Below are 18492 nucleotides of genomic sequence, written 5' to 3' on the forward strand. Positions count from 1 at the left end.
TGGAGCCGTCCTTGAAATACCACCCTTGTATGTTTGATGTTCTAACGCAGGGCCCTGAATCGGGCTCGCGGACAGTACCTGGTGGGTAGTTTGACTGGGGCGGTCTCCTCCCAAAGAGTAACGGAGGAGCACGAAGGTTGGCTAATCCTGGTCGGACATCAGGAGGTTAGTGCAATGGCATAAGCCAGCTTAACTGCGAGACGGACAGGTCGAGCAGGTACGAAAGTAGGTCATAGTGATCCGGTGGTTCTGAATGGAAGGGCCATCGCTCAACGGATAAAAGGTACTCCGGGGATAACAGGCTGATACCGCCCAAGAGTTCATATCGACGGCGGTGTTTGGCACCTCGATGTCGGCTCATCACATCCTGGGGCTGAAGTCGGTCCCAAGGGTATGGCTGTTCGCCATTTAAAGTGGTACGCGAGCTGGGTTCAGAACGTCGTGAGACAGTTCGGTCCCTATCTGCCGTGGGCGTTGGATGATTGAAGGGAGTTGCTCCTAGTACGAGAGGACCGGAGTGAACGAACCTCTGGTGTTCGGGTTGTCACGCCAGTGGCACTGCCCGGTAGCTAAGTTCGGAATCGATAACCGCTGAAAGCATCTAAGCGGGAAGCGAGCCCTGAGATGAGTCATCCCTGACCCCTTGAGGGTCCTAAAGGGCCGTTGGAGACCACAACGTTGATAGGTGGGGTGTGTAAGCGTAGCGATACGTTGAGCTAACCCATACTAATTACCCGTGAGGCTTAACCATACAACACCCAAGAAGTGTTTCTGGCCTTGTAGCGAATGAACGAATTACTTACATCAGCTTTCTCAGATTGAAGATTTTGCCTGGCGGCAATAGCGCAGTGGAACCACCTGACCCCATGCCGAACTCAGAAGTGAAACGCTGTAGCGCCGATGGTAGTGTGGCATTCGCCATGCGAGAGTAGGACACTGCCAGGCACCCAATTAAACGGTGATGTGAAGAATCACATGGCTGGCTGCGAGGATGACACCTCACAAACAAGCAGCAAAAGATTTAGCGAAAGCTAACCGAATGCGGAGCGGTAGTTCAGTCGGTTAGAATACCGGCCTGTCACGCCGGGGGTCGCGGGTTCGAGTCCCGTCCGCTCCGCCACTAAATTGAAAGGCCTTCCCTATCGGGAAGGCCTTTTTGCTTTCTGGCGTCTGGATAAGGGCTCAGGGAACAAGAGGCTACCACCAGGGCTGCGACTTGCCACTGACAACTCGATCCCGCTCTGTTGTCCTTTGTGCTTGAGCCGGACTTTGTCCGTCTCTGCGTCCGTTATGCCACTAACAAGAAGCCCAGTCGACAGACTGGGCTTTTTTTAGTCTCCACGGTCTCCTCTTCGATCTTCGCAGCAGAAGCATTGCCTTCTTGAGCCGTGAGCTTGCTAGTAATAGACGCAGAGCCAGACGGTTGTCTCGGTCGGATGGGTCCACTCCACCCGGTGCTGAAGGTGCGCCGGGATGTTGATGTAATCCCCCGGCCCCAGATGGACGCGTTCCTGTACCCCGGTATCCGGTGTGATGAAGACCAGGATGGCCTCTCCCTGCACCAGCAATACCCATTCGTGTTCATCCTGATCGAACCACTCTCCGGTAGGGGTCTGCTGCCCCTGGGAGAGAATGCGCTCGATACGAACATTGTTGGTACTGACCAGATCCGCGAACACTTCACTGGGCAGGGGGGAGGGGATCCGGCCAAGCAGGTTGCCTGTGTGCATGGGCTTCTCTCCGGTAGATGGGAACGTGGCTAGCTAAGAGTGTAGAAGCTTGGGATGGGCCGCTCTCATGGAAAATGAGGCCTCCAACGAGCCTTTTTATGAAAAACTTCGGGGAAATGGGGGCTTATCCGCTGCAATCTCGTCAAATTCTTGCTATTTTGCGCGCCAGAAAGCAAACGATTTCCTTCACACTTTCAGGATGAACTATGGCAACGCAACAAACGACGGCCCGCGCCGGCAATGGCGGGTTTCTGGATTCCTATTTCTCCATCAGCCAGCGTGGCAGCACGGTGCGACAGGAGCTGCTGGCCGGGTTGACCACCTTCCTGGCGATGGTCTACAGCATCATCGTCGTGCCGAACATGCTGGGCGCAGCCGGTTTTGAGCAGGGCCCGGTGTTTGTGGCGACCTGTCTGATCGCCGCCTTCGGCTCCCTGCTGATGGGGCTCTGGGCCAAGCTGCCGATGGCCATCGGTTGTGCCATCTCTCTCACCGCCTTTACCGCCTTCAGCCTGGTGCTGGGTCAGGGGCTGAGCATTCCGGTCGCGCTGGGCGCCATCTTCCTGATGGGGGTGCTGTTCACCCTGATCAGCGTCACCGGCGTGCGCCAGTGGATCCTGGACAACCTTCCCTCCGGCATCGCCCACGGTACCGGCATCGGTATCGGCTTGTTCCTGCTGCTGATCGCCACCAACGGGGTCGGCATGGTGATCAAGAATGAAGGGGCTGGCCTGCCGGTGCAGCTCGGCGAGATCACTGCCTTCCCGGTCATCATGACGGTGCTGGGTCTGGCTGCCATCTTCGGCCTGGAGCGCCGCAAGGTGCCGGGCGGTATCCTGATGGTGATCATCGCCATCTCCATCCTCGGCCTCATCTTCGATCCGAAAGTGACCTGGCAGGGCTTCTTCGCCATGCCGAGCCTGAGTGGCGAGAATGGCTCCCTGGTGGGCAGCATGGATCTGCTGGGCGCCCTCAATCCGGTGGTGATTCCGACCGTGTTGGCGCTGGTGATGACCGCCGTGTTTGACGCCACCGGCACCATCCGTGCCGTGGCTGGTCAGGCTGGCCTCATCAACGAGCGTGGTCACATCATCAGCGGTGGCAAGGCCCTGACTGCGGACTCCGTCAGCAGCATGGTGGCGGGCGTGGTAGGTGGTGCTCCGGCAGCCGTCTACATCGAATCCGCCGCAGGGACAGCTGCCGGCGGCAAGACAGGTCTGACCGCCACCCTGGTCGGCGTGCTCTTCCTGCTGATGATCTTCCTCTCCCCGCTGAGCTATCTGGTACCGGCCTACGCCACCGCACCGGCCCTGATGTATGTGGGCCTGCTGATGCTGGGCAACGTCACCAAGCTGGACTTCAACGACTCGGTCGATGCCCTCTCCGGCATGCTGTGCGCCGTCTTCATCGTGCTCACCTGCAACATCGTCACCGGCATCATGTTAGGCTTCGTGGCCCTGGTGGTCGGCCGCCTGTTTGCCGCCGAGTGGAAGAAGCTCAACATCGGCACCGTCATCATCGCCGTGGCCCTGGTGATCTTCTACGCCGGTGGCTGGGCCATCTAATCCTCACGCTATCGAGAAGGGCCCTGCGGGGCCCTTTTTCATGGCTGTGAGGCGGCTAACACTTTCCCGGATCTTCCCCATCCGCTCGTTTCAGATTGAAACGTCAGGCTTCGTTTGTTGTTTCAGATCCGAACCGAAATCCCTGTCATTTTTATCCCCCTATGGCTCGCTAGACTGGCTGCATCAACCATCTGTCCACCCGTATGGTGGCAAGCCAAGGAGTGAGCCATGAAGAAGCTGATCAATGCTGTCGATGCCGTGGTCCGTGAACAACTGATGGGGATGGCCGCTGCCCACCCCGAGCTCAAGGTGCGAATCGAACCCCACTACATCACCCGCGCCGATTCCCCCGTGACGGGCAAGGTGGCGCTGGTCTCCGGTGGCGGCAGCGGCCACGAGCCCATGCACGGTGGCCTGGTGGGTAAAGGAATGCTGGATGGTGCCTGCCCCGGCGAGATCTTCACGTCCCCGACCCCGGATCAGATGTACGAGTGCGGTCAGGCCGTCGACGGCGGCGCCGGCGTGCTGTTTCTGGTGAAGAACTACACCGGCGACGTGCTCAACTTCGAGACCGCGGTCGAGCTGCTGCACGGTGACGGGGTCAAGGTGGGCTTCGCCCTCATCGATGACGACGTGGCGGTGAAGGACAGCCTCTACACCGCTGGCCGCCGCGGGGTTGCCACGACAGTGTTGTGCGAGAAGCTGGTCGGTGCCGCCACCGAGTCGGGCTACGATCTGGCGCGCTGTGAGGCGCTGGCCCGCCGCATCAACAACCAGAGCCGCACCATAGGCGTGGCCATGCACGCCTGCACCGTGCCTGCTGCCGGCAAACCCTCCTTCACCCTGGCGGACAACGAGGTGGAGTTCGGCGTGGGCATTCACGGCGAACCCGGTATCGAGCGCCGTCCCTTCACCGACCTCAACGCCCTGGTGGACGACATGTTCAAGGAGCTGACCGACAACAGCCCTTATGGCCGCACCCTGCGCCACTGGGACAGAACCACCGGCAGCTGGCAGGAAGAGCACACCTTTATCGAGTCGCTCAATGGGGGTGACCGGGTCATCGTCCTGGTCAATAGCCTCGGCGGCACCCCCATCTCCGAGCTCTACGGCGTCTATGGTCGCCTCGCCACCCTGTGCGAAGAGGCGGGCATTCATCTGGTGCGCAACCTCATCGGCCCCTACTGTACCTCCCTCGACATGACCGGCATCTCCATCACCCTGCTCAAGGTGGATGACGAGCTGATGACCCTGTGGGATGCCCCCGTTCACACCCCGGCCCTGCGGCGCGGCTGCTGAGGAATATTCATGTTAAGCAAGCATCAGATCGTCAACTGGCTGCTCGACTGCGAGCACATCTTCACCGAGCAGCGTGACTACCTCACGGCGCTGGATACCGACATCGGCGACGGCGACCACGGCCTCAACATGCAGCGCGGCTTTGCCAAGGTGGCGGAGAAGCTGCCCGCGGTGGCGGACAAGGACATCGGCCTGGTGCTCAAAACTACCGGCATGACGTTGCTCTCCTCGGTCGGCGGCGCCAGCGGACCCCTCTACGGCACCTTCTTCATCCGGGCGGCGGCCAGCAGCGATGCCTGCCAGAGCCTGACCCTCGGCCAGCTCGGCAAGATGCTGAGCGACGGGGTGGAGGGGATCGTCTCCCGCGGCCGTGCCGAGCCGGGTGACAAGACCATGTGCGATGCCTGGTGGCCCGCTCTGGCCGCCCTGCAGCAGGCGGAACAACAGGGCCTGCCGCTCCCCGAGGCGCTGGACAAGGCGGTGGCTGCCGCCGCAGCCGGCACCGAGGCCACCATCCAGATGCAGGCTCGCAAGGGGCGCGCCAGCTATCTTGGTGAGCGCAGCATCGGCCATCAGGATGCGGGGGCCACCTCGACCCTGCTGCTGCTGACCGCCCTGCGTGACAGAGCGAGGTTGTGACATGATCGGCATCGTAGTGGTCTCTCACAGCGCCATGCTTGCGGCCGGTTTGAAAGCCCTGGCCGATCAGCTCGGCAGCCCGGCGAAACTGTTGCTGGCGGCCGGGGTCGATGACCCCGCCCATCCCATCGGCACCGACGCCATCGCCGTGATGAGTGCGATGGAAGAGGCGGATGACGGCAGCGGGGTACTGGTGCTGATGGACTTGGGCAGCGCCCTGCTGAGCGCCGAGACCGCCCTCGAGCTGCTGCCCCCCGAGCTGAGCGCCCGGGTGCGGCTCAGCCCCGCCCCGCTGGTCGAGGGCACTCTGGCCGCCGTGGTGGCCGCTGGCGCAGGCCTGACGCTGGACGAGGTAGCCGCCGAGGCGCTTGGCGCCCTGGGCCCGAAACAAGGAATGCTGCCTGCCAGTGCGGCGCAGGCCACCACGGAGGCAGCCCCCGTTGCCGACGACGGCTGGTTGCGCTGCGAGGTGGTGGTCGATAACCCCCACGGCCTGCATGTGCGCCCCGCCGCCCGGCTGGTCGCGGCACTCAAGCCCTTTGCCGCTGAACTCAGGCTGCAAAAGGGGGAGAAAGAGGCGAATCCCCGCAGCCTGAGCCGGCTCGCCATGCTCGATGTGCGCCAGGGGGACAGGCTCATCCTGCTGGCGCGAGGGGAGGATGCCGGGGCGGCGCTGAGCTGCTTCCAGCAACTGGCGCAGGATCGCTTCGGCGACTGAAACATTCCCCCATCCGGGCCCCGTCACGACGGGGCCCGCTTTTTTTGAGGGGCGTTCTGGTCAGTGGTGGTAGTCGGCGGGATCGATGTCGAGCAGTTTGAGTCGCCGCCAGAGGGTGGTGCGGCTGATCCCGAGCTGGCGCGCCATCTGGCTGACCTGGCCCTTGCTGGCACGGGCGGCCCGCAGGATCGCCTGATGCTCCAGCTCCGCCAGGGTGAGCAGCGGCTGTCCCACCACCTCGTTCGCCAGCAGGCAATGACCCTGGCGGATGGCGGCCGGGAGCGCCCGGGGCGGGATCTGTGCCTCACTGCAATGCAGCAGGGCATACTCGATGGCGCTGCGCAGCTCCCCCAGGTTGCCGGGCCAGGGGTAGGCCAGCAGGCAGTCGAGGGCGTCAGGGGTGAACTGGCGCCCCGGCTCGCCCCCCTGCACCGCCAGGTGCTGGCGGATGAGGCCGGGCAGATCGGCGCTGCGCTCCCGCAGGCTCGGCAGCCAGAGTTCGCACCCTTGCAGCGCATAGAGCAGCTGGCGACCGAATCCCCCCTCCTGCACCCGCTGCTCCAGCGGGGCGCTGCTGGTCGCGATGATCCTCACCCTGAGGGGCAGGATGCGGGCGGAGTCGAAGCGCTGGATGCGCCCCGTCTTGAGCAGTTGCAGCAGGGCGGCCTGCATGGGGGCGGGCAGGCACTCCACCTGCTCCAGCACCAGGGTGCCACCGTGAGCCAGCTCGAACTTGCCGGCCCGCTCCTGCCCCGCCTCGTCGGACCCCATGAGTTCCAGCGCCATCCGCTCCCTCGGCCATGCCTGGCAGTTGAAGATGACCAGGGGGCCGGCGGCTCGCTCGCTGCCAAAGTGGATGGCCTCCGCCAGTTGGGCCTTGCCCACCTCCTCTTCCCCTCGCAGCAGGACGGGGCCCTGTCCCCTGGCCGCCTGGCGGGCGTGGCGAAGCAGTTTGCGCATGGCGCTCGACTCCCCCACCAGGGCGGAGAGCTCGGGCACCGTCTGGCGCAGTTGATGAATGGCGCGCAATCGATCGGTGGGATGGAGCAGGACGATGAAGCTGACCCCGTCCGGTCCCGGGAGGGGCTTGAGGCTCACCAGGGCGTCGATGAAGGCCTCGCCACGGGTCTCCCGCCGCTCCAGCGTCACCTCCACATGGCTCAGGGGGGTCATCTCCGCGATGGCCAGACGCAGGCGCTGGGGCAACAGCAGATGGTGATCGAGGGGCTGACCCAGGCAGACATCCGGGTCGAGTTGCAGCCGACTGGCCGCCAGGGCGTTGAGGTAGCGCAGCCGCCCCTGGGGATCCCAGGCCAGCACGCCGTCTTCCATGCCATCCAGCAGGGCATAGAGCTCGCTCAAATGGTGCTGGGACTCCTGCATCAGGCGCTCCATCTGCAGCAGATTGGCCAGCTCACGGCCGGCGCTGACGGTGAGCGCGAGATCCCCCGGCGCGGCCTCTTCCACCCGGCAGATCAGGGCCACGATCGCCACCTGGCGACCGGTGCTGTTGTAGACGGGGCTGGCACAGCAGTGCCAGGGGTGGAGACGCTGGTTGAAGTGCTGGGGGCCGCTGACGCAGAGCGGCACCCCCTCCAGGGCCGCAAGGTTGACGGCATTGGTGCCGATGCGTCCCTCGCTGAAAAACGCGCCTGGGCCAAAACCGAGTGCCGCCAGCGCCTGCAGGGTATCGGGGTGGCCGGTCCGGGCCAGCAGGCAACCGCTCTCGTCTGTGAGCAGCAGGACGCAGGGGCGCCCCTCCATGAACTCGTAGAGATCCTCCAGCGCCATCTCGCCGGTGGTGAGCAGGTCCCGTTTGCGCTGGCGCAGGCTCTCCAGGGTCTGCCCTCTGGCGCAGTGGGGAGGATGCCAGAGGGACGCGCTGGTCTGGTGGGCACAGCGCAGCCAGGAGGCCTGCAGGTGCTCGGGCCAGGACGAGAGGGGCTGGGGGACGGATGGCATGGTCACGGCGATATCCGGCAAAAGGGAAGAGGCCATTTAATCACCCTTGCCGCCCCGATTCAGTGACCGCTCTCAGAGTGTCGCGTCCTTGCCCCGGGTGGCAGCCTCTGCAGCAAACTGCTGCTGGAGCCATTGGCTCACCGCCCGGCACTGGGGACTGCCTTCGCTCTCCTGATGGATCAGCATGTTCCAGTTCGGCCCGGCCACCCGGTGGGACGAGAGGGGCAGCAGCCACCCCTGTCGGCGTGCGTCGCGAGAGAGCAGCTCGCTCGCCAGCGCCACCCCGAGCCCGGCGCTGGCCGCATCCTGCAACAAGCCGGGATCGGAAAAGTTGAGCCCCTGGGTCTGCAGGTGCAGATCGTCGCCGCCCTTGAGGGTCCAGTGGTGCCAGTCCATCTCCCGCTCCCCGTGCAGGGTGGTGCGCTCCTGCGCGGGCTGTGCCAGCACGGCCGGGCTCGCCACCGGCAGCAGCCGATCCGCCAGCAGCGGCTGATGGCGGCATTCCGCCTGGGGAGCCAGCCCCCAGCGCAGCGAAATGTCGATGGTCTGCTCGGCCATGTTCGGCGTGTCGTCGCTGGTGAACAGCCAGAGATCGATGCCCGGATGCTTGCGGTGAAGGTCGGCCAGCCGGGGCAGCAGCCAGAGGCGGGCGATGGCGGTGCTGGTGTTGAGCACCAGCTGGTTCGGCTTGCGGTACTGCTCGAGGCGCTGTATTCCCACCGCCAGTTGCAGCAGTACCTGCTGGGTCGTCTCCAGCAGATCCTGGCCCGCGTCGGTCAGGGCGACGGAACGTCCCTGGCGGTGAAACAGAGGCTGGCCAAGCAGCTCCTCCAGCGAGCGGATCTGCTGACTGATGGCAGATTGGGTGAGGTGCAGCTCCTGGGCCGCCTGATGAAAGCTGCCGAGCCTGGCCGCCGCCTCGAAGCCGCGCAGCACGTTGAGAGGGGGCCAGTGTTTGAACATCATTGATTAGCTCCGCTTATCACTTTTATCGAAAATCGATCGTTTGTTACCCATCAACGGGGAGAATAGTCTATTCCCATCGTCAATAACCTTAATAGTACCTAATCAGAGAGGCTGAGATGCGCGAGCAGGGAATGAGGGCTGTGGGCTGGTTCATGCCAGCGGAGTGGTGCCGGCACGCGGCGACCTGGATGGTCTGGCCGCACAACAAGGCGCTGTGGGAAAACGGCTGGGGCGTAACCCTGTCCCAGGTCCAGCAGGACTTCGCCCGGGTGGTCAATGCCATCGCCCGCTTCGAACCGGTGAACCTGGTGGTGGATCCCGCCGCACAGGCGGAGGCTCGCGCCCTGTGCGGCGACGGGGTGCGCTTCATTCCCCTGCCGGTGGATGACAGCTGGTGCCGTGACTCCGGCCCCACCTTCATCTGCCATCCCGAGCTTGGCACCGCCGGGATCAGCTGGCGTTTCAACGCCTGGGGCGGCAAGTCGGCCCACGGTCTGGATGAGGGGCTGGCGCGGCGCGTTCTCAACAGCCTGGAGCTGGAGTGCATCGGCAGCTTCCTCGCCAACGAAGGGGGCGCCATCCATGTGGATGAGGAGGGCACCCTGATCACCACGGAGTCGGTGCTGCTCAACAGCAACCGCAACCCCGGCATGACCAAAGTGGAGATCGAACGGATCTTCAGCCGCCTGCTCGGCATCGAGAAGACTATCTGGCTGCCGGGGGACCCGGACCACGTCACCGGCGACATGACGGACGGTCATGTGGACGGGGTCTGCGCCTTCAGCCGCCCCGGCCACCTGCTGGTGGACGCCACCCTGGACGGGCACTCCACCTATGGCCGCGTGGTGCGGGAGAACCGCCGAGCCCTGGCCCTGGCCACCGATGCGAGAGGTCGCTCCTTCGAGTGCCTCGAGCTGTTCGAGGCGAGCGAGGCGGTGGACGCCGAGGCGGAGGTGTTCTGCGCCTCCTACACCAACTTCTACATCGCCAACGGCGCCATCATCATGCCCGCCTACGGCGTAGGCGCGGACGAGGCGGCTGGGGAAGTGCTGAGGCGCGCCTTCCCGAACAGGCAGCTGGTGCCGGTGCGCATCAACCAGTTGGCCCACGGCGGGGGCGGCATTCACTGCATCACCCAGCAGCAGCCGGCCTGGCCGGTGCAGGGGTAAGCGTTTGGAGCGGCCTCGTCAGGCGTCTGCGAGGCCTCATGACGGGATCAGGGAGGAGAGATTCATGAACAAGGTCGTCGCAACCATGCAGTTTGCCTGTCAGGGGGAACGCGTGTCAGGGAGGGTATCCGGATGAGCAAGATCGTCGTCGCCACCACACAATTCGCTTGCAGCTGGGAGCTGGAGCGCAATCTGGACACAGCGGAGAGCCTGGTACGGGACGCCGCCGCCAGGGGGGCCAACCTGGTGCTGTTGCAGGAGCTCTTCGCCACCCCCTATTTCTGCATCGAGCAATACCACGGCCATCTGGCGCTGGCGGAGTCGTTCGAACAGAGCCGGGTGTTGCGCCGCTTCTCGGCCCTGGCGCGGGAACTGGGGGTGGTGCTGCCCATCAGCTGGTTCGAACGTGCCGGCAACGCCTGCTTCAACTCCCTGGCGGTGGCCGATGAGGATGGCCGGCTGCTCGGGGTCTATCGCAAGACCCATATCCCGAACGCCATCGGCTATCAGGAGAAGGAGTACTTCAGCCCGGGGGACACGGGGTTTCGGGTCTGGGACACGGCCGCCGGCCGCATCGGGGTCGGCATCTGCTGGGATCAGTGGTTCCCGGAGGCGGCCCGCGCCATGGCGCTGCAGGGGGCCGAGCTGCTGCTCTATCCCACCGCCATCGGCTCGGAGCCGGGGGCAGAGGGGCTCGATTCCCGGGATCACTGGCAACTGACCCAGCGCGGCCACGCCGCCGCCAACATCATGCCGGTGATCGCCGCCAACCGCATCGGACGCGAGGTGGCGACCCGGGATCCCGCGTTGCAGATGCGCTTCTATGGCTCCTCCTTCATCACGGATCACAAGGGGGCCCTGCTGGCCGAGGCGGACAGGGATACCCCGGGCGTGCTGGTGCGGGAGCTGGATCTCGCCGCCATGGCCGAGGAGCGGCTGACCTGGGGCATCTATCGAGATCGCCGCCCCGAGATGTATGGCGCCTTGCTGAGCCTGGATGGGCAGAGCCATCGGGGAGGGCGTCCATCATGAGCCCACTCACCAAGATAGCCACGGCACTGGCCCTGCTGCTGGGTCTGGGGGCCCAGGCCGCAGAAGGGACGGGGGAGGCGACAGAGGAGAAGGTGCTGCGCCTCTACAACTGGTCCGATTATTTCGCCCCCGATACCCTGAGCGAGTTCACCCGGGAGACCGGGATCCGGGTCATCTACGACGTGATGGACAGCAGCGAGACCCTGGAGGCCAAGCTGATGGCGGGTCGCAGCGGGTATGACCTCATCTTCCCGGGGGACACGGTGGCGGAGCGGCTGATGCGGGCGGGCAGCCTGCAGCCCCTCGACAAGGGCAAGCTGCAACACCTGGGGGACATAGACCCCGGCCTGGCGCGGCTGCAGCAGGCCTACCCCCATGCGAAGGAGGCCGTGGTGCCCTACACCTGGGGCACCATAGGGCTCACTTACAATGCGGACGCTATCAAGCAGCGGATGCCGGATGCCCCGGTCAGCAGCCTGGACATGCTGTTCAAGCCCGAGCTGGCGGCGAAATTTGCAGATTGCGGCATCTCGGTCATCGACTCCCCGGACGAGGTGCTGGCGGTGGTGCTGCACTATCTTGGGCGGGATCCCCGCAGCGGCAAGGCGGACGATCTGGAGGCGGCCCTGGCCCTGCTCAAGGGGATCAAGCCCTATATCCGCAAGTTCCAGTCCCAGCCGGTGACTCAGCTGGTGAACGGGGATCTCTGCCTCTCCCTGGGCTACAGCGGCGACATGACCCAGGCCAGGCGCACCGCCGCCGAGGCGGGCAAGCGGGCCGACTTCGAATACCGATTGCCGAAGGAGGGGAGCACCATCTGGATGGACACCATGGCGATCCCGGCGGATGCCCCCCATCCTGACTATGCCTATGCCTTTATCAACTTCGTGATGCGCCCGGCCAACATGGCGGCCATCACCAACAGCACCGGTTATCCGACTGCCAGTGCCAAGGCCAGACCCATGGTGGATGCCACCATGACGGCCAACCCGGATATCTACCTGGACGAGGCCAGCTACCAGCGGCTCATTCCGGGTCAGGATATAGCACAATCCCAGATGCGTGCCCGCATGCGAGCCTGGACTCGCTTCAAGAGCAGCCTCTGAACCCAGGAGTAGAACGATGTTTTCCCGACGCCACGTATTGAAACAGCTGGTTGCCCTTGGCGCCATTGCCGGGTTTGGCAGTCTGCCCGGTGCCCGCGCGGCCTTCGCCGCCGGCGAACCCGGCGCCGCCGCTCGCTACCACATGCCGGAGGAGTCCTCCCCCAGGCCCTGGTGTGGGTGGCCTTCGGGGCCACCAGCGAGATCTGGGGTCGCCACTACAAGGAGGTGCAGGCCACCATAGGGCGGCTGGTGCAGGCCATGGTGCCCTACACCCGGGTCAACGTGCTCTGCCATGAGGATGACGAGGCGCTGGCGCGCCAGTTGTGCGGCGAGCGCAACACCCACTTCGTCCACGCCGAGATGGATGACATCTGGCTGCGGGATACCGGCGGCGTCTTCGTGCAGGACGAGCAGGGAGGGCTCGGGCTGGTGGACTTCAACTTCAACGGCTGGGGTGACAAGCAGGAGCACAGCCATGACGCCAGGGTCGCCGCCCTGGTGGGCCGGCAGACCGATGCCTATTACCTGCAGAGCGAGCTCATCGGTGAGGGGGGCGGCATCGAGGTGGATGGCAACGGCACCGCCATCATGACCGAGAGCAGCTGGATCAACAGCAACCGCAACCCCGGCCTCACCAAGGCGCAGGTGGAGGCGGAGCTCAAGGCCAACCTGGGGCTGCGCAAGATCATCTGGCTGCCGGGGATCAAGGGCCGTGACATCACGGATGCCCACGTGGACTTCTACGCCCGCTTCGTGCGCCCCGGGGTGGTGGTGATCAACATGGACAACGATCCCGACTCCTACGACTACAAGGTGACCCGCCAGCACCTCGCCATCCTGCAGCAGGCGACGGACGCCGACGGCAACAAGCTGGAGCTGCATCAGCTGCCGCCGCCCCTGGGCGGGCGGGACAACAAGTTCAGCCGCAGCCCGGACTTTGCCGCCGGTTACATCAACTACCTGCCCATCAACGGCGCCGTCATCGCTCCCCAGTTCGGGGATGCCAGGGCCGACCGTCATTGCCGGGATCTGCTGGCCCGCCTCTATCCGGGGCGCAAGATAGTGCAGATAGACATAGACCCGGTGGCGGCCGGGGGCGGCGGCATCCACTGCATCACCCTCCATCAACCTGCCTGATCTTACGCGCAGGCCGCCTCTGGCGGTGTGACGCAGGACAAGGGGCGCCTCGGCGCCCCTTGTCCTTGCTGGCGTTCCATGGCGCCTCGCTCAGATCCCCGTCATGCCGATCTCGTCGAGCTGGACGTGAGCGGGTTGGCGCAGGGTGTAGAGCACGGCCTCGGCCAGATCCTCCACCTGCAGCCAGCCGGGCTTGCGATCGCCCGGGCAGGCCGGGGGCGGCACCTGCACCAGTCCGGGACAGAGGGTGTGGACCCGGATGCCTTGATGCTGCACTTCTTCCCGCAGTGCCCGGGCGAACCCCAGCACCGCAAACTTGGCGGCGCAGTAGACGCTGGCCCTGGCATAGCCGTGCCTGGCGGCCTGGGAGGCGATGTTGATGACGGTGCCGTGGCGGTTTGCCAGCATGTCCGGCAGGCAGGCCCGGGTCAGCAGGAAGGTGCCCTTGGCACAGGTATCCATCACCCTGTCCCACTCCGATTCCGGCAGATCCTGCACCAGGTGGTCGCTGCCGACCCCGCTGTTGTTGATGAGCAGATCGACGGGGCCGAGCCGCTCCCGGATCCGGGCATGGCCGTCCCGCACCTGATCGCCGTCGCACACATCCAGCGCCAGTGCCATGACTCGCACCCCGTATCGCGCCTCCAGTCTGGCCGCTTCCTGCTCCAGCAGCCCCAGGCGGCGGGAAGCCAGGATCAGCTCCACCCCCTGGCTGGCCAGGGCCTCGGCGATGGCCAGTCCGATGCCGCTGGCGCCGCCGCTGATGAGGGCCCGTGTTGCTCTCAGTTCGTTCATCTTGTGTTCTCCTCCAATGGTGCAGGCATTGTGGCGGGCGCCTTCGGCAGGGAACAGGGGAGGGGAAGGAGTGATTCGAACCCTGGTTCGTGTTTTGGCGTTCCGGTTCGAACTTTGGTTCTAAAGGCCGCGACCGGCCGTTGGTTCGATTAGCCATAAGGCGTAATCGGACGTTCGCGTAAATCAATTCTCCCGCTATAACAGCCATCCATATTTCCCTGCTGACAGATGCCGCTGATTCATGGACACACCGGACAGCGGCATCTCGATCGTCCGATTACGCTTCGCTAATCGAACCAACATGGGACGGTAATAAACAAAAGAGCCGCCCTGGGGCGCAATGCTGATCAGTTAAGGATCCATTGACCGATCCTTCTGCTGTAGGACAATCCGGAACCAATCACTGGTTCCGGATTTTTTATGTCTATTGCAAACGATCTGAACGATGTTGTTGAGGCATCTGGCGACATGCTGGCTCGGCTGGCCATTTTTGCCGACCATATTCCCGACGAATGGATTACTGCCGCTGCCGCCTTGTCTGAAAAGGCCACTATCCGCCGACGCCGCTTACCTTCTGATATGGTCTTGTGGCTCGTCGTGGGGATGGCCTTTTTCCGCAATGAGCCCATCTCCGAGGTCGCTCGGCGCCTCAACATCTGTGCAGAAGGGTTGGCCAATGATGCCTTGCTCGCGGACAGTGCCCTGTCTCAGGCCCGTCAGCGACTCGGCAAACAGCCGCTCGAGTGGCTGTTCAAACAGTGCGCCGATGTGTGGGGGCGGGAACGTTATCCTGAAGACCATTGGCACGGTTTACAGGTCTTTGCCATCGATGGGGCCCTGTTCCGAACCCAGGATATGCCTGAACTCAGAGCACATTTCGGCTCGGGTAACACCTCAACCAACCGGCAGACACCCTACCCGATGCTGCGGTTGGTCACGCTCATGAATGTCCGCTCGCATGTCATTGCCAACGCGGCCATCAGCCCGTACCGCAAAGGGGAAATCCCCCTGGCCAGCGAGTTCATTCACTCATTGCCGGACAAGTCAGTGACCCTGCTGGATAAAGGCTTCTTCGGTGCCGACCTGTTGCTGCGTATTCAGGCCGAAGACACCGACCGTCACTGGCTCATCCCGGAACGCAAGGGGCTGGTATACACGGAACTTGAGCGCTATGGCGACGGTGACCGTCTGTTGCAAATGACGGTCTCGCCTCAGGCTCGCAAGAAAAACCCGGCGTTGCCGACACACTGGCAAGTTCGCGCAGTGACCTATGAGGTGGCAGGCAAGGAGAAAACGGTCTTTACCTCCCTGCCCGTGGCGCGATTCAGTGCAGCTCAGGTGGCGACCCTGTACCACGAGCGCTGGGAAATCGAGCTGGGATACCGGGATATCAAAAGCGCGATGCAGCACAACGCCATCACGCTGAGAAGCAAGAAAGTGGACTTGGTCTATCAGGAGCTGTGGGGATTGCTGCTTGGATACAATCTGGTCAGGCGGGAGGCCAGCCAGGCCGCCATAGCCCATCAGCGAGCGCCCAATGAGGTGAGCTTTAAGTTTGCCTGTCAGTTCATCGCGAACCAGATGGCAGTGATGGCGGGCGCGTTATCGCCAGCCCATACGCCACGGAGGTTGGCGGAGTTGCGGGGCTGCATAGGCGTCATGTTCATAGAAAAACGCCCCAGGCCATCGAGACCCAGGGCGGTGAAGATATCAAAGACCCGTTTTCCGGTAAATCGCAATGCGGCTCCGCTTAAGTGAACAGCATTGCGCCCTGGGGCGGCTCTTTGCATCGGGGATGAATGAATCGTCACGGCGCCTTGGACGGCTCCACCAGAGCGGTTGCCGGTTGGTCATCTTCCTTGATCCAGGCATCCAGCAGGGTGTAGCCCACCGCCAACACCACGGGGCCGATGAAGAGACCGATGATCCCCAGCGCCAGCAGGCCGCCGATGACCCCCACCAGAATGAGGATCAGCGGCAGGTCGGCCCCGCGCTTGATCAGGAAGGGGCGCAGGAAGTTGTCCATGGTGCCCGCCAGCAGGGACCAGACCAGCAGGAAGGTGCCCCAGGTGGTGTCTCCGCTCCAGTAGAGGTAGCCGACGCTGGCCAGCAGCACCGGGAAGGGGCCTATCTGGGCGACGATCAGCAGGAACATCAGCACCACCAGCACCATGACATAGGGAATGCCGGCGATGAGCAGGCCCAGGCCCGCCACCGAGGATTGCACCAGGGCGGTCACCACCACCCCCATGGCGACGGCGCGGATGGCCTGGGAGGCGAGCACCACCGCATTGTCACCGCGCTGGCCCGCCAGACGGTGGGCGAAGCGGCGAATGCCTTCTGCGGCCTTCTCCCCCGAGTGGTAGAGCAGGCCGCAGATGGCCACGGTCAGCAGGAAGTGGACGAACAGCAGGCCGAGGTTGCCCGCCTGGGCCGCCAGCCAGCGGGCGGTCTGGCCGAAGTAGGGGGCCAGCTTGGTGAACAGCACCTGGCCGCCGCTCGCGAGGATCTGCTGCCAGAACTCATAGAGCTTGTCGCCCACCAGGGGCACTTGCTGCAACCAGAGCAGCTCGGGGGGCGGGGATTGGCTGAGCTCGGTGCCCAGCTCGATGAGCATGGGGGCCTTCTCCGCCACGTTGGCCAGCGTCATGAAGAGGGGAATGACGAAGATGAGCAGCAAGATGCTGGTCATCAGCAACGCCGCCAGGGTGCGCTTGCCCCACAGCAGGCGCTGGGCCATCTGCATCAGGGGCCAGGTGGCGATGGTGATCATGGTCGACCACACCAGGGCGGGCAGGAAGGGGCGCAAGACCATGAAGCACGAGATGATGAGCAGGCTGAGGAACAGCAAGCCCAGGGTGATCTTGGCCAAATCCACTTTTTTCATATTCATGGCATTCCCTTAACGAGGGGTTGAGCGCCCGGTTCGGGCACCGTGACGGATAGCGGACAACGACCACCAGAGCCCGGCGCTGAGCCAGAACCCCAGGCAGCCAAAGAGCCACCCTTGTCCCGCGAGGATCAGCAGAGAGCTGCTGGTGAGCGCGGGCACCAGGAACAGGAGCCCTGCCACGACCAGTCCCCCTGCCAGGGTCAGCAGCGCGGCGGGCAGGGCGGGGGTGGGGCTCCGTTCGAGTGATAGCAGATTACCCGATACCAGCCCCAGGATGAACATGGCAAGCCCGGCCAGGGCGGTGGACTGGGTGAGCCAGGCCGAGAGGGCGCTGGCGATGAGCACCCCGGCCCAGGGGAGTGGGCGCGCCGCCAGCTTCGCCAGCGTGGCGCGCAGTGCCAGCAGCAGGGCCCCCAGAGCAAGGCCGGCCACCACATCCGAGAGGAAGTGGACCCCCAGCCAGACCCGGGCCAGCCCGGCCACGCCGGCCAGCAACAGGGCCAGCAGGACCCCCTGCCAGGCCCGCAGCGCCGGCAGCCAGCCAAACAGCAGGCCCCAGTAGAGCAGGGTCGAAGCGGCGTGGCCGCTCGGCATGCCGAAGCCCTGGGCACTCTGGCGGGCCAGCTCGGGTTGCAGGTGGAAGGGCCTGGGCCAGCCAATGCCCGCCTTGAGCAGGTTCACCACCAGGGTGAGCAGCACCATGGCAAACAGCAGGTGGCGCAGTCTGGACCAGCCGAGCAGGGGCAGCAGCAAGGGCAGCAGCGCCAGCTGGAAGGGGGCCGAGCCCAGCAGATTGCCCGCCCTTGGCCAGAGCGCATCCGGCCCTAGCCATTGTTGCAGGCGCTGGATCAGCGGCAGCTCGGCGCGGTGCAGCTCACTGGCCGCGTCGCTGAAATCCGTCACCCACAGCACCTGGCTCTCGGGCACCTCGGCCAGCTTCGGGGCTATCCAGTCGAGCTGCGCCGGGAAGCGACGCTGGTCAAGGGGCAGGTCGGCGGCCGCGATCAGCCTGGCGTTCAGGATCTCGCCACCGAGATCCGGGGCCTGGAGCAGGGAGACAAACCCCGTCCCTCGCTGGACCCGCAGGGGTTCCAGGGTCTGGCAGGCGAACACCCTGGCCCGTTGCCAGCGCCCCAGCTCGCCGGTGACGCGACCCTGCAGGCCGGTCTCCTCGAACAGCTCGCGCAGGGCCGCCTGCTCCGGGGTCTCCCCCCTGTCGATGTAGCCGCCGCTCAGGCTGTAGCGCGAGGAGAGCCTGTCCTGCACCAGCAGGATCCCTTGCTGGTGGCGGATCACGCAGGCGGCCGCAGAGGGAGGGGATTCGGCGCGGGAGGCGGGCAGGGCACCGCCCAGCAACAGCAGCAGGCAGAAGACGACTCGAAACATGATGACACCCAGGGGCAAGGAGTGGGGACAAGGGTCACAGAAATCAGACGGCCGGGCAATGGCTTGCAGGGGGCACCGACCCTGTCGGGGACGCA

The 18492-nt window shown here is 64.5% G+C and carries 14 protein-coding genes, 1 tRNA gene, 2 rRNA genes and 1 pseudogene (1 of these 18 cut by a window edge); 12 read left to right on the plus strand and 6 right to left on the minus strand.

Annotated elements, in window-relative coordinates:
• The 3 genes from C2U47_RS11895 to C2U47_RS11905 all read left to right on the plus strand — a co-directional run.
• Nucleotides 1-751: ribosomal RNA gene (locus C2U47_RS11895) — 23S ribosomal RNA — on the plus strand (it extends 2138 nt beyond the left edge of the window).
• 79 nt (nucleotides 752-830) lie between these two features.
• Nucleotides 831-945 (plus strand): 5S ribosomal RNA (gene rrf, locus C2U47_RS11900).
• A gap of 98 nt (nucleotides 946-1043) precedes the next feature.
• Nucleotides 1044-1120, plus strand: a tRNA-Asp gene (locus C2U47_RS11905).
• 277 nt (nucleotides 1121-1397) lie between these two features.
• On the opposite strand, the gene C2U47_RS11910 is transcribed toward C2U47_RS11905, so the two are convergent.
• Nucleotides 1398-1730 carry a cupin domain-containing protein gene (locus C2U47_RS11910; RefSeq protein WP_043155034.1) on the minus strand — a complete coding sequence of 111 codons (333 nt, stop codon included), beginning with the start codon at nucleotides 1728-1730 and terminating at the stop codon, nucleotides 1398-1400.
• A 206-nt stretch (nucleotides 1731-1936) separates the two neighbouring features.
• Between C2U47_RS11910 and C2U47_RS11915 the strand changes: the two genes are divergently transcribed.
• The 4 genes from C2U47_RS11915 to dhaM all read left to right on the plus strand — a co-directional run bounded on the left by C2U47_RS11915 (nucleotide 1937) and on the right by dhaM (nucleotide 5951).
• On the plus strand, nucleotides 1937-3295 hold the full coding sequence (locus C2U47_RS11915) for an NCS2 family permease (RefSeq protein ID WP_010675944.1): 1359 nt from the start codon (nucleotides 1937-1939) through the stop codon (nucleotides 3293-3295).
• A 228-nt stretch (nucleotides 3296-3523) separates the two neighbouring features.
• Nucleotides 3524-4594 carry a dihydroxyacetone kinase subunit DhaK gene (dhaK, locus tag C2U47_RS11920; protein ID WP_043155030.1) on the plus strand — a complete coding sequence of 357 codons (1071 nt, stop codon included), beginning with the start codon at nucleotides 3524-3526 and terminating at the stop codon, nucleotides 4592-4594.
• 9 nt (nucleotides 4595-4603) lie between these two features.
• The gene (gene dhaL, locus C2U47_RS11925) at nucleotides 4604-5233 is read left to right on the plus strand and encodes a dihydroxyacetone kinase subunit DhaL (RefSeq protein WP_043155027.1); all 630 of its coding nucleotides are present in this window, start codon (nucleotides 4604-4606) and stop codon (nucleotides 5231-5233) included.
• Between the two features lies 1 nt (nucleotide 5234).
• Nucleotides 5235-5951 carry a dihydroxyacetone kinase phosphoryl donor subunit DhaM gene (gene dhaM, locus C2U47_RS11930; RefSeq protein WP_043155025.1) on the plus strand — a complete coding sequence of 239 codons (717 nt, stop codon included), beginning with the start codon at nucleotides 5235-5237 and terminating at the stop codon, nucleotides 5949-5951.
• A 60-nt stretch (nucleotides 5952-6011) separates the two neighbouring features.
• Here dhaM and dhaR read toward each other — a convergent pair whose 3' ends face one another.
• Together dhaR and C2U47_RS11940 are read right to left on the minus strand one after the other, a co-directional pair.
• The gene (gene dhaR / locus C2U47_RS11935) at nucleotides 6012-7913 is read right to left on the minus strand and encodes a dihydroxyacetone kinase operon transcriptional regulator DhaR (RefSeq protein ID WP_043155037.1); all 1902 of its coding nucleotides are present in this window, start codon (nucleotides 7911-7913) and stop codon (nucleotides 6012-6014) included.
• A 72-nt stretch (nucleotides 7914-7985) separates the two neighbouring features.
• Nucleotides 7986-8879, minus strand: a complete 894-nt coding sequence (locus tag C2U47_RS11940; RefSeq protein ID WP_043155023.1) for a LysR family transcriptional regulator — start codon at nucleotides 8877-8879, stop codon at nucleotides 7986-7988.
• A 116-nt stretch (nucleotides 8880-8995) separates the two neighbouring features.
• Here C2U47_RS11940 and C2U47_RS11945 point away from each other — a divergent pair, with 116 nt between their 5' ends.
• The 4 genes and pseudogenes from C2U47_RS11945 (at nucleotide 8996) to C2U47_RS11960 (ending at nucleotide 13323) form a co-directional block, all read left to right on the plus strand.
• On the plus strand, nucleotides 8996-10048 hold the full coding sequence (locus C2U47_RS11945) for an agmatine deiminase family protein (RefSeq protein WP_043155020.1): 1053 nt from the start codon (nucleotides 8996-8998) through the stop codon (nucleotides 10046-10048).
• A 132-nt stretch (nucleotides 10049-10180) separates the two neighbouring features.
• Nucleotides 10181-11080 (plus strand): N-carbamoylputrescine amidase, encoded by a 900-nt coding sequence (aguB, locus tag C2U47_RS11950; protein ID WP_043155018.1) that lies wholly within the window; start codon nucleotides 10181-10183, stop codon nucleotides 11078-11080.
• Nucleotides 11077-12186 carry an extracellular solute-binding protein gene (locus C2U47_RS11955; protein WP_043155016.1) on the plus strand — a complete coding sequence of 370 codons (1110 nt, stop codon included), beginning with the start codon at nucleotides 11077-11079 and terminating at the stop codon, nucleotides 12184-12186. Before aguB ends, C2U47_RS11955 begins: the two co-directional genes overlap by 4 nt.
• A 16-nt stretch (nucleotides 12187-12202) precedes the next feature.
• A pseudogene (locus tag C2U47_RS11960) lies at nucleotides 12203-13323 on the plus strand (agmatine deiminase family protein).
• 90 nt (nucleotides 13324-13413) lie between these two features.
• On the opposite strand, the gene C2U47_RS11965 reads toward C2U47_RS11960, so the two are convergent.
• Nucleotides 13414-14118, minus strand: a complete 705-nt coding sequence (locus tag C2U47_RS11965) for an SDR family oxidoreductase (RefSeq protein ID WP_042016491.1) — start codon at nucleotides 14116-14118, stop codon at nucleotides 13414-13416.
• A 420-nt stretch (nucleotides 14119-14538) separates the two neighbouring features.
• Between C2U47_RS11965 and C2U47_RS11970 the strand changes: the two genes are divergently transcribed.
• Nucleotides 14539-15876: an IS4-like element ISAeme15 family transposase gene (locus C2U47_RS11970; protein ID WP_103261422.1), complete on the plus strand. Its 1338-nt coding sequence runs from the start codon at nucleotides 14539-14541 to the stop codon at nucleotides 15874-15876.
• Nucleotides 15877-15925: 49 nt separating this feature from the next.
• Here C2U47_RS11970 and ydiK read toward each other — a convergent pair whose 3' ends face one another.
• Complete coding sequence (ydiK, locus tag C2U47_RS11975) at nucleotides 15926-17011, minus strand: AI-2E family transporter YdiK (protein ID WP_043155010.1); 1086 nt, start codon at nucleotides 17009-17011, stop codon at nucleotides 15926-15928.
• 9 nt (nucleotides 17012-17020) lie between these two features.
• Nucleotides 17021-18397, minus strand: a complete 1377-nt coding sequence (locus C2U47_RS11980) for a bifunctional NUDIX hydrolase/phosphatase PAP2 family protein (RefSeq protein ID WP_199766811.1) — start codon at nucleotides 18395-18397, stop codon at nucleotides 17021-17023.
• Nucleotides 18398-18492 lie beyond the last annotated feature (95 nt).

This window comes from Aeromonas sp. ASNIH7 (genome assembly GCF_002903485.1).
Lineage (GTDB): Bacteria > Pseudomonadota > Gammaproteobacteria > Enterobacterales > Aeromonadaceae > Aeromonas > Aeromonas caviae.

What these genes read in the sequence shown, in the direction of transcription:
- dhaR (WP_043155037.1), bottom strand. Translation starts at nt 7,913, where the DNA reads ATGCCATCCGTCCCCCAGCCCCTCTCGTCCTGGCCCGAGCACCTGCAG.
- C2U47_RS11945 (WP_043155020.1), top strand. Translation starts at nt 8,996, where the DNA reads ATGCGCGAGCAGGGAATGAGGGCTGTGGGCTGGTTCATGCCAGCGGAG.
- C2U47_RS11965 (WP_042016491.1), bottom strand. Translation starts at nt 14,118, where the DNA reads ATGAACGAACTGAGAGCAACACGGGCCCTCATCAGCGGCGGCGCCAGC.
- C2U47_RS11940 (WP_043155023.1), bottom strand. Translation starts at nt 8,879, where the DNA reads ATGATGTTCAAACACTGGCCCCCTCTCAACGTGCTGCGCGGCTTCGAG.
- aguB (WP_043155018.1), top strand. Translation starts at nt 10,181, where the DNA reads ATGAGCAAGATCGTCGTCGCCACCACACAATTCGCTTGCAGCTGGGAG.
- dhaK (WP_043155030.1), top strand. Translation starts at nt 3,524, where the DNA reads ATGAAGAAGCTGATCAATGCTGTCGATGCCGTGGTCCGTGAACAACTG.
- dhaL (WP_043155027.1), top strand. Translation starts at nt 4,604, where the DNA reads ATGTTAAGCAAGCATCAGATCGTCAACTGGCTGCTCGACTGCGAGCAC.
- C2U47_RS11910 (WP_043155034.1), bottom strand. Translation starts at nt 1,730, where the DNA reads ATGCACACAGGCAACCTGCTTGGCCGGATCCCCTCCCCCCTGCCCAGT.
- C2U47_RS11970 (WP_103261422.1), top strand. Translation starts at nt 14,539, where the DNA reads ATGTCTATTGCAAACGATCTGAACGATGTTGTTGAGGCATCTGGCGAC.
- dhaM (WP_043155025.1), top strand. Translation starts at nt 5,235, where the DNA reads ATGATCGGCATCGTAGTGGTCTCTCACAGCGCCATGCTTGCGGCCGGT.
- C2U47_RS11980 (WP_199766811.1), bottom strand. Translation starts at nt 18,397, where the DNA reads ATGTTTCGAGTCGTCTTCTGCCTGCTGCTGTTGCTGGGCGGTGCCCTG.
- ydiK (WP_043155010.1), bottom strand. Translation starts at nt 17,011, where the DNA reads ATGAATATGAAAAAAGTGGATTTGGCCAAGATCACCCTGGGCTTGCTG.
- C2U47_RS11955 (WP_043155016.1), top strand. Translation starts at nt 11,077, where the DNA reads ATGAGCCCACTCACCAAGATAGCCACGGCACTGGCCCTGCTGCTGGGT.
- C2U47_RS11915 (WP_010675944.1), top strand. Translation starts at nt 1,937, where the DNA reads ATGGCAACGCAACAAACGACGGCCCGCGCCGGCAATGGCGGGTTTCTG.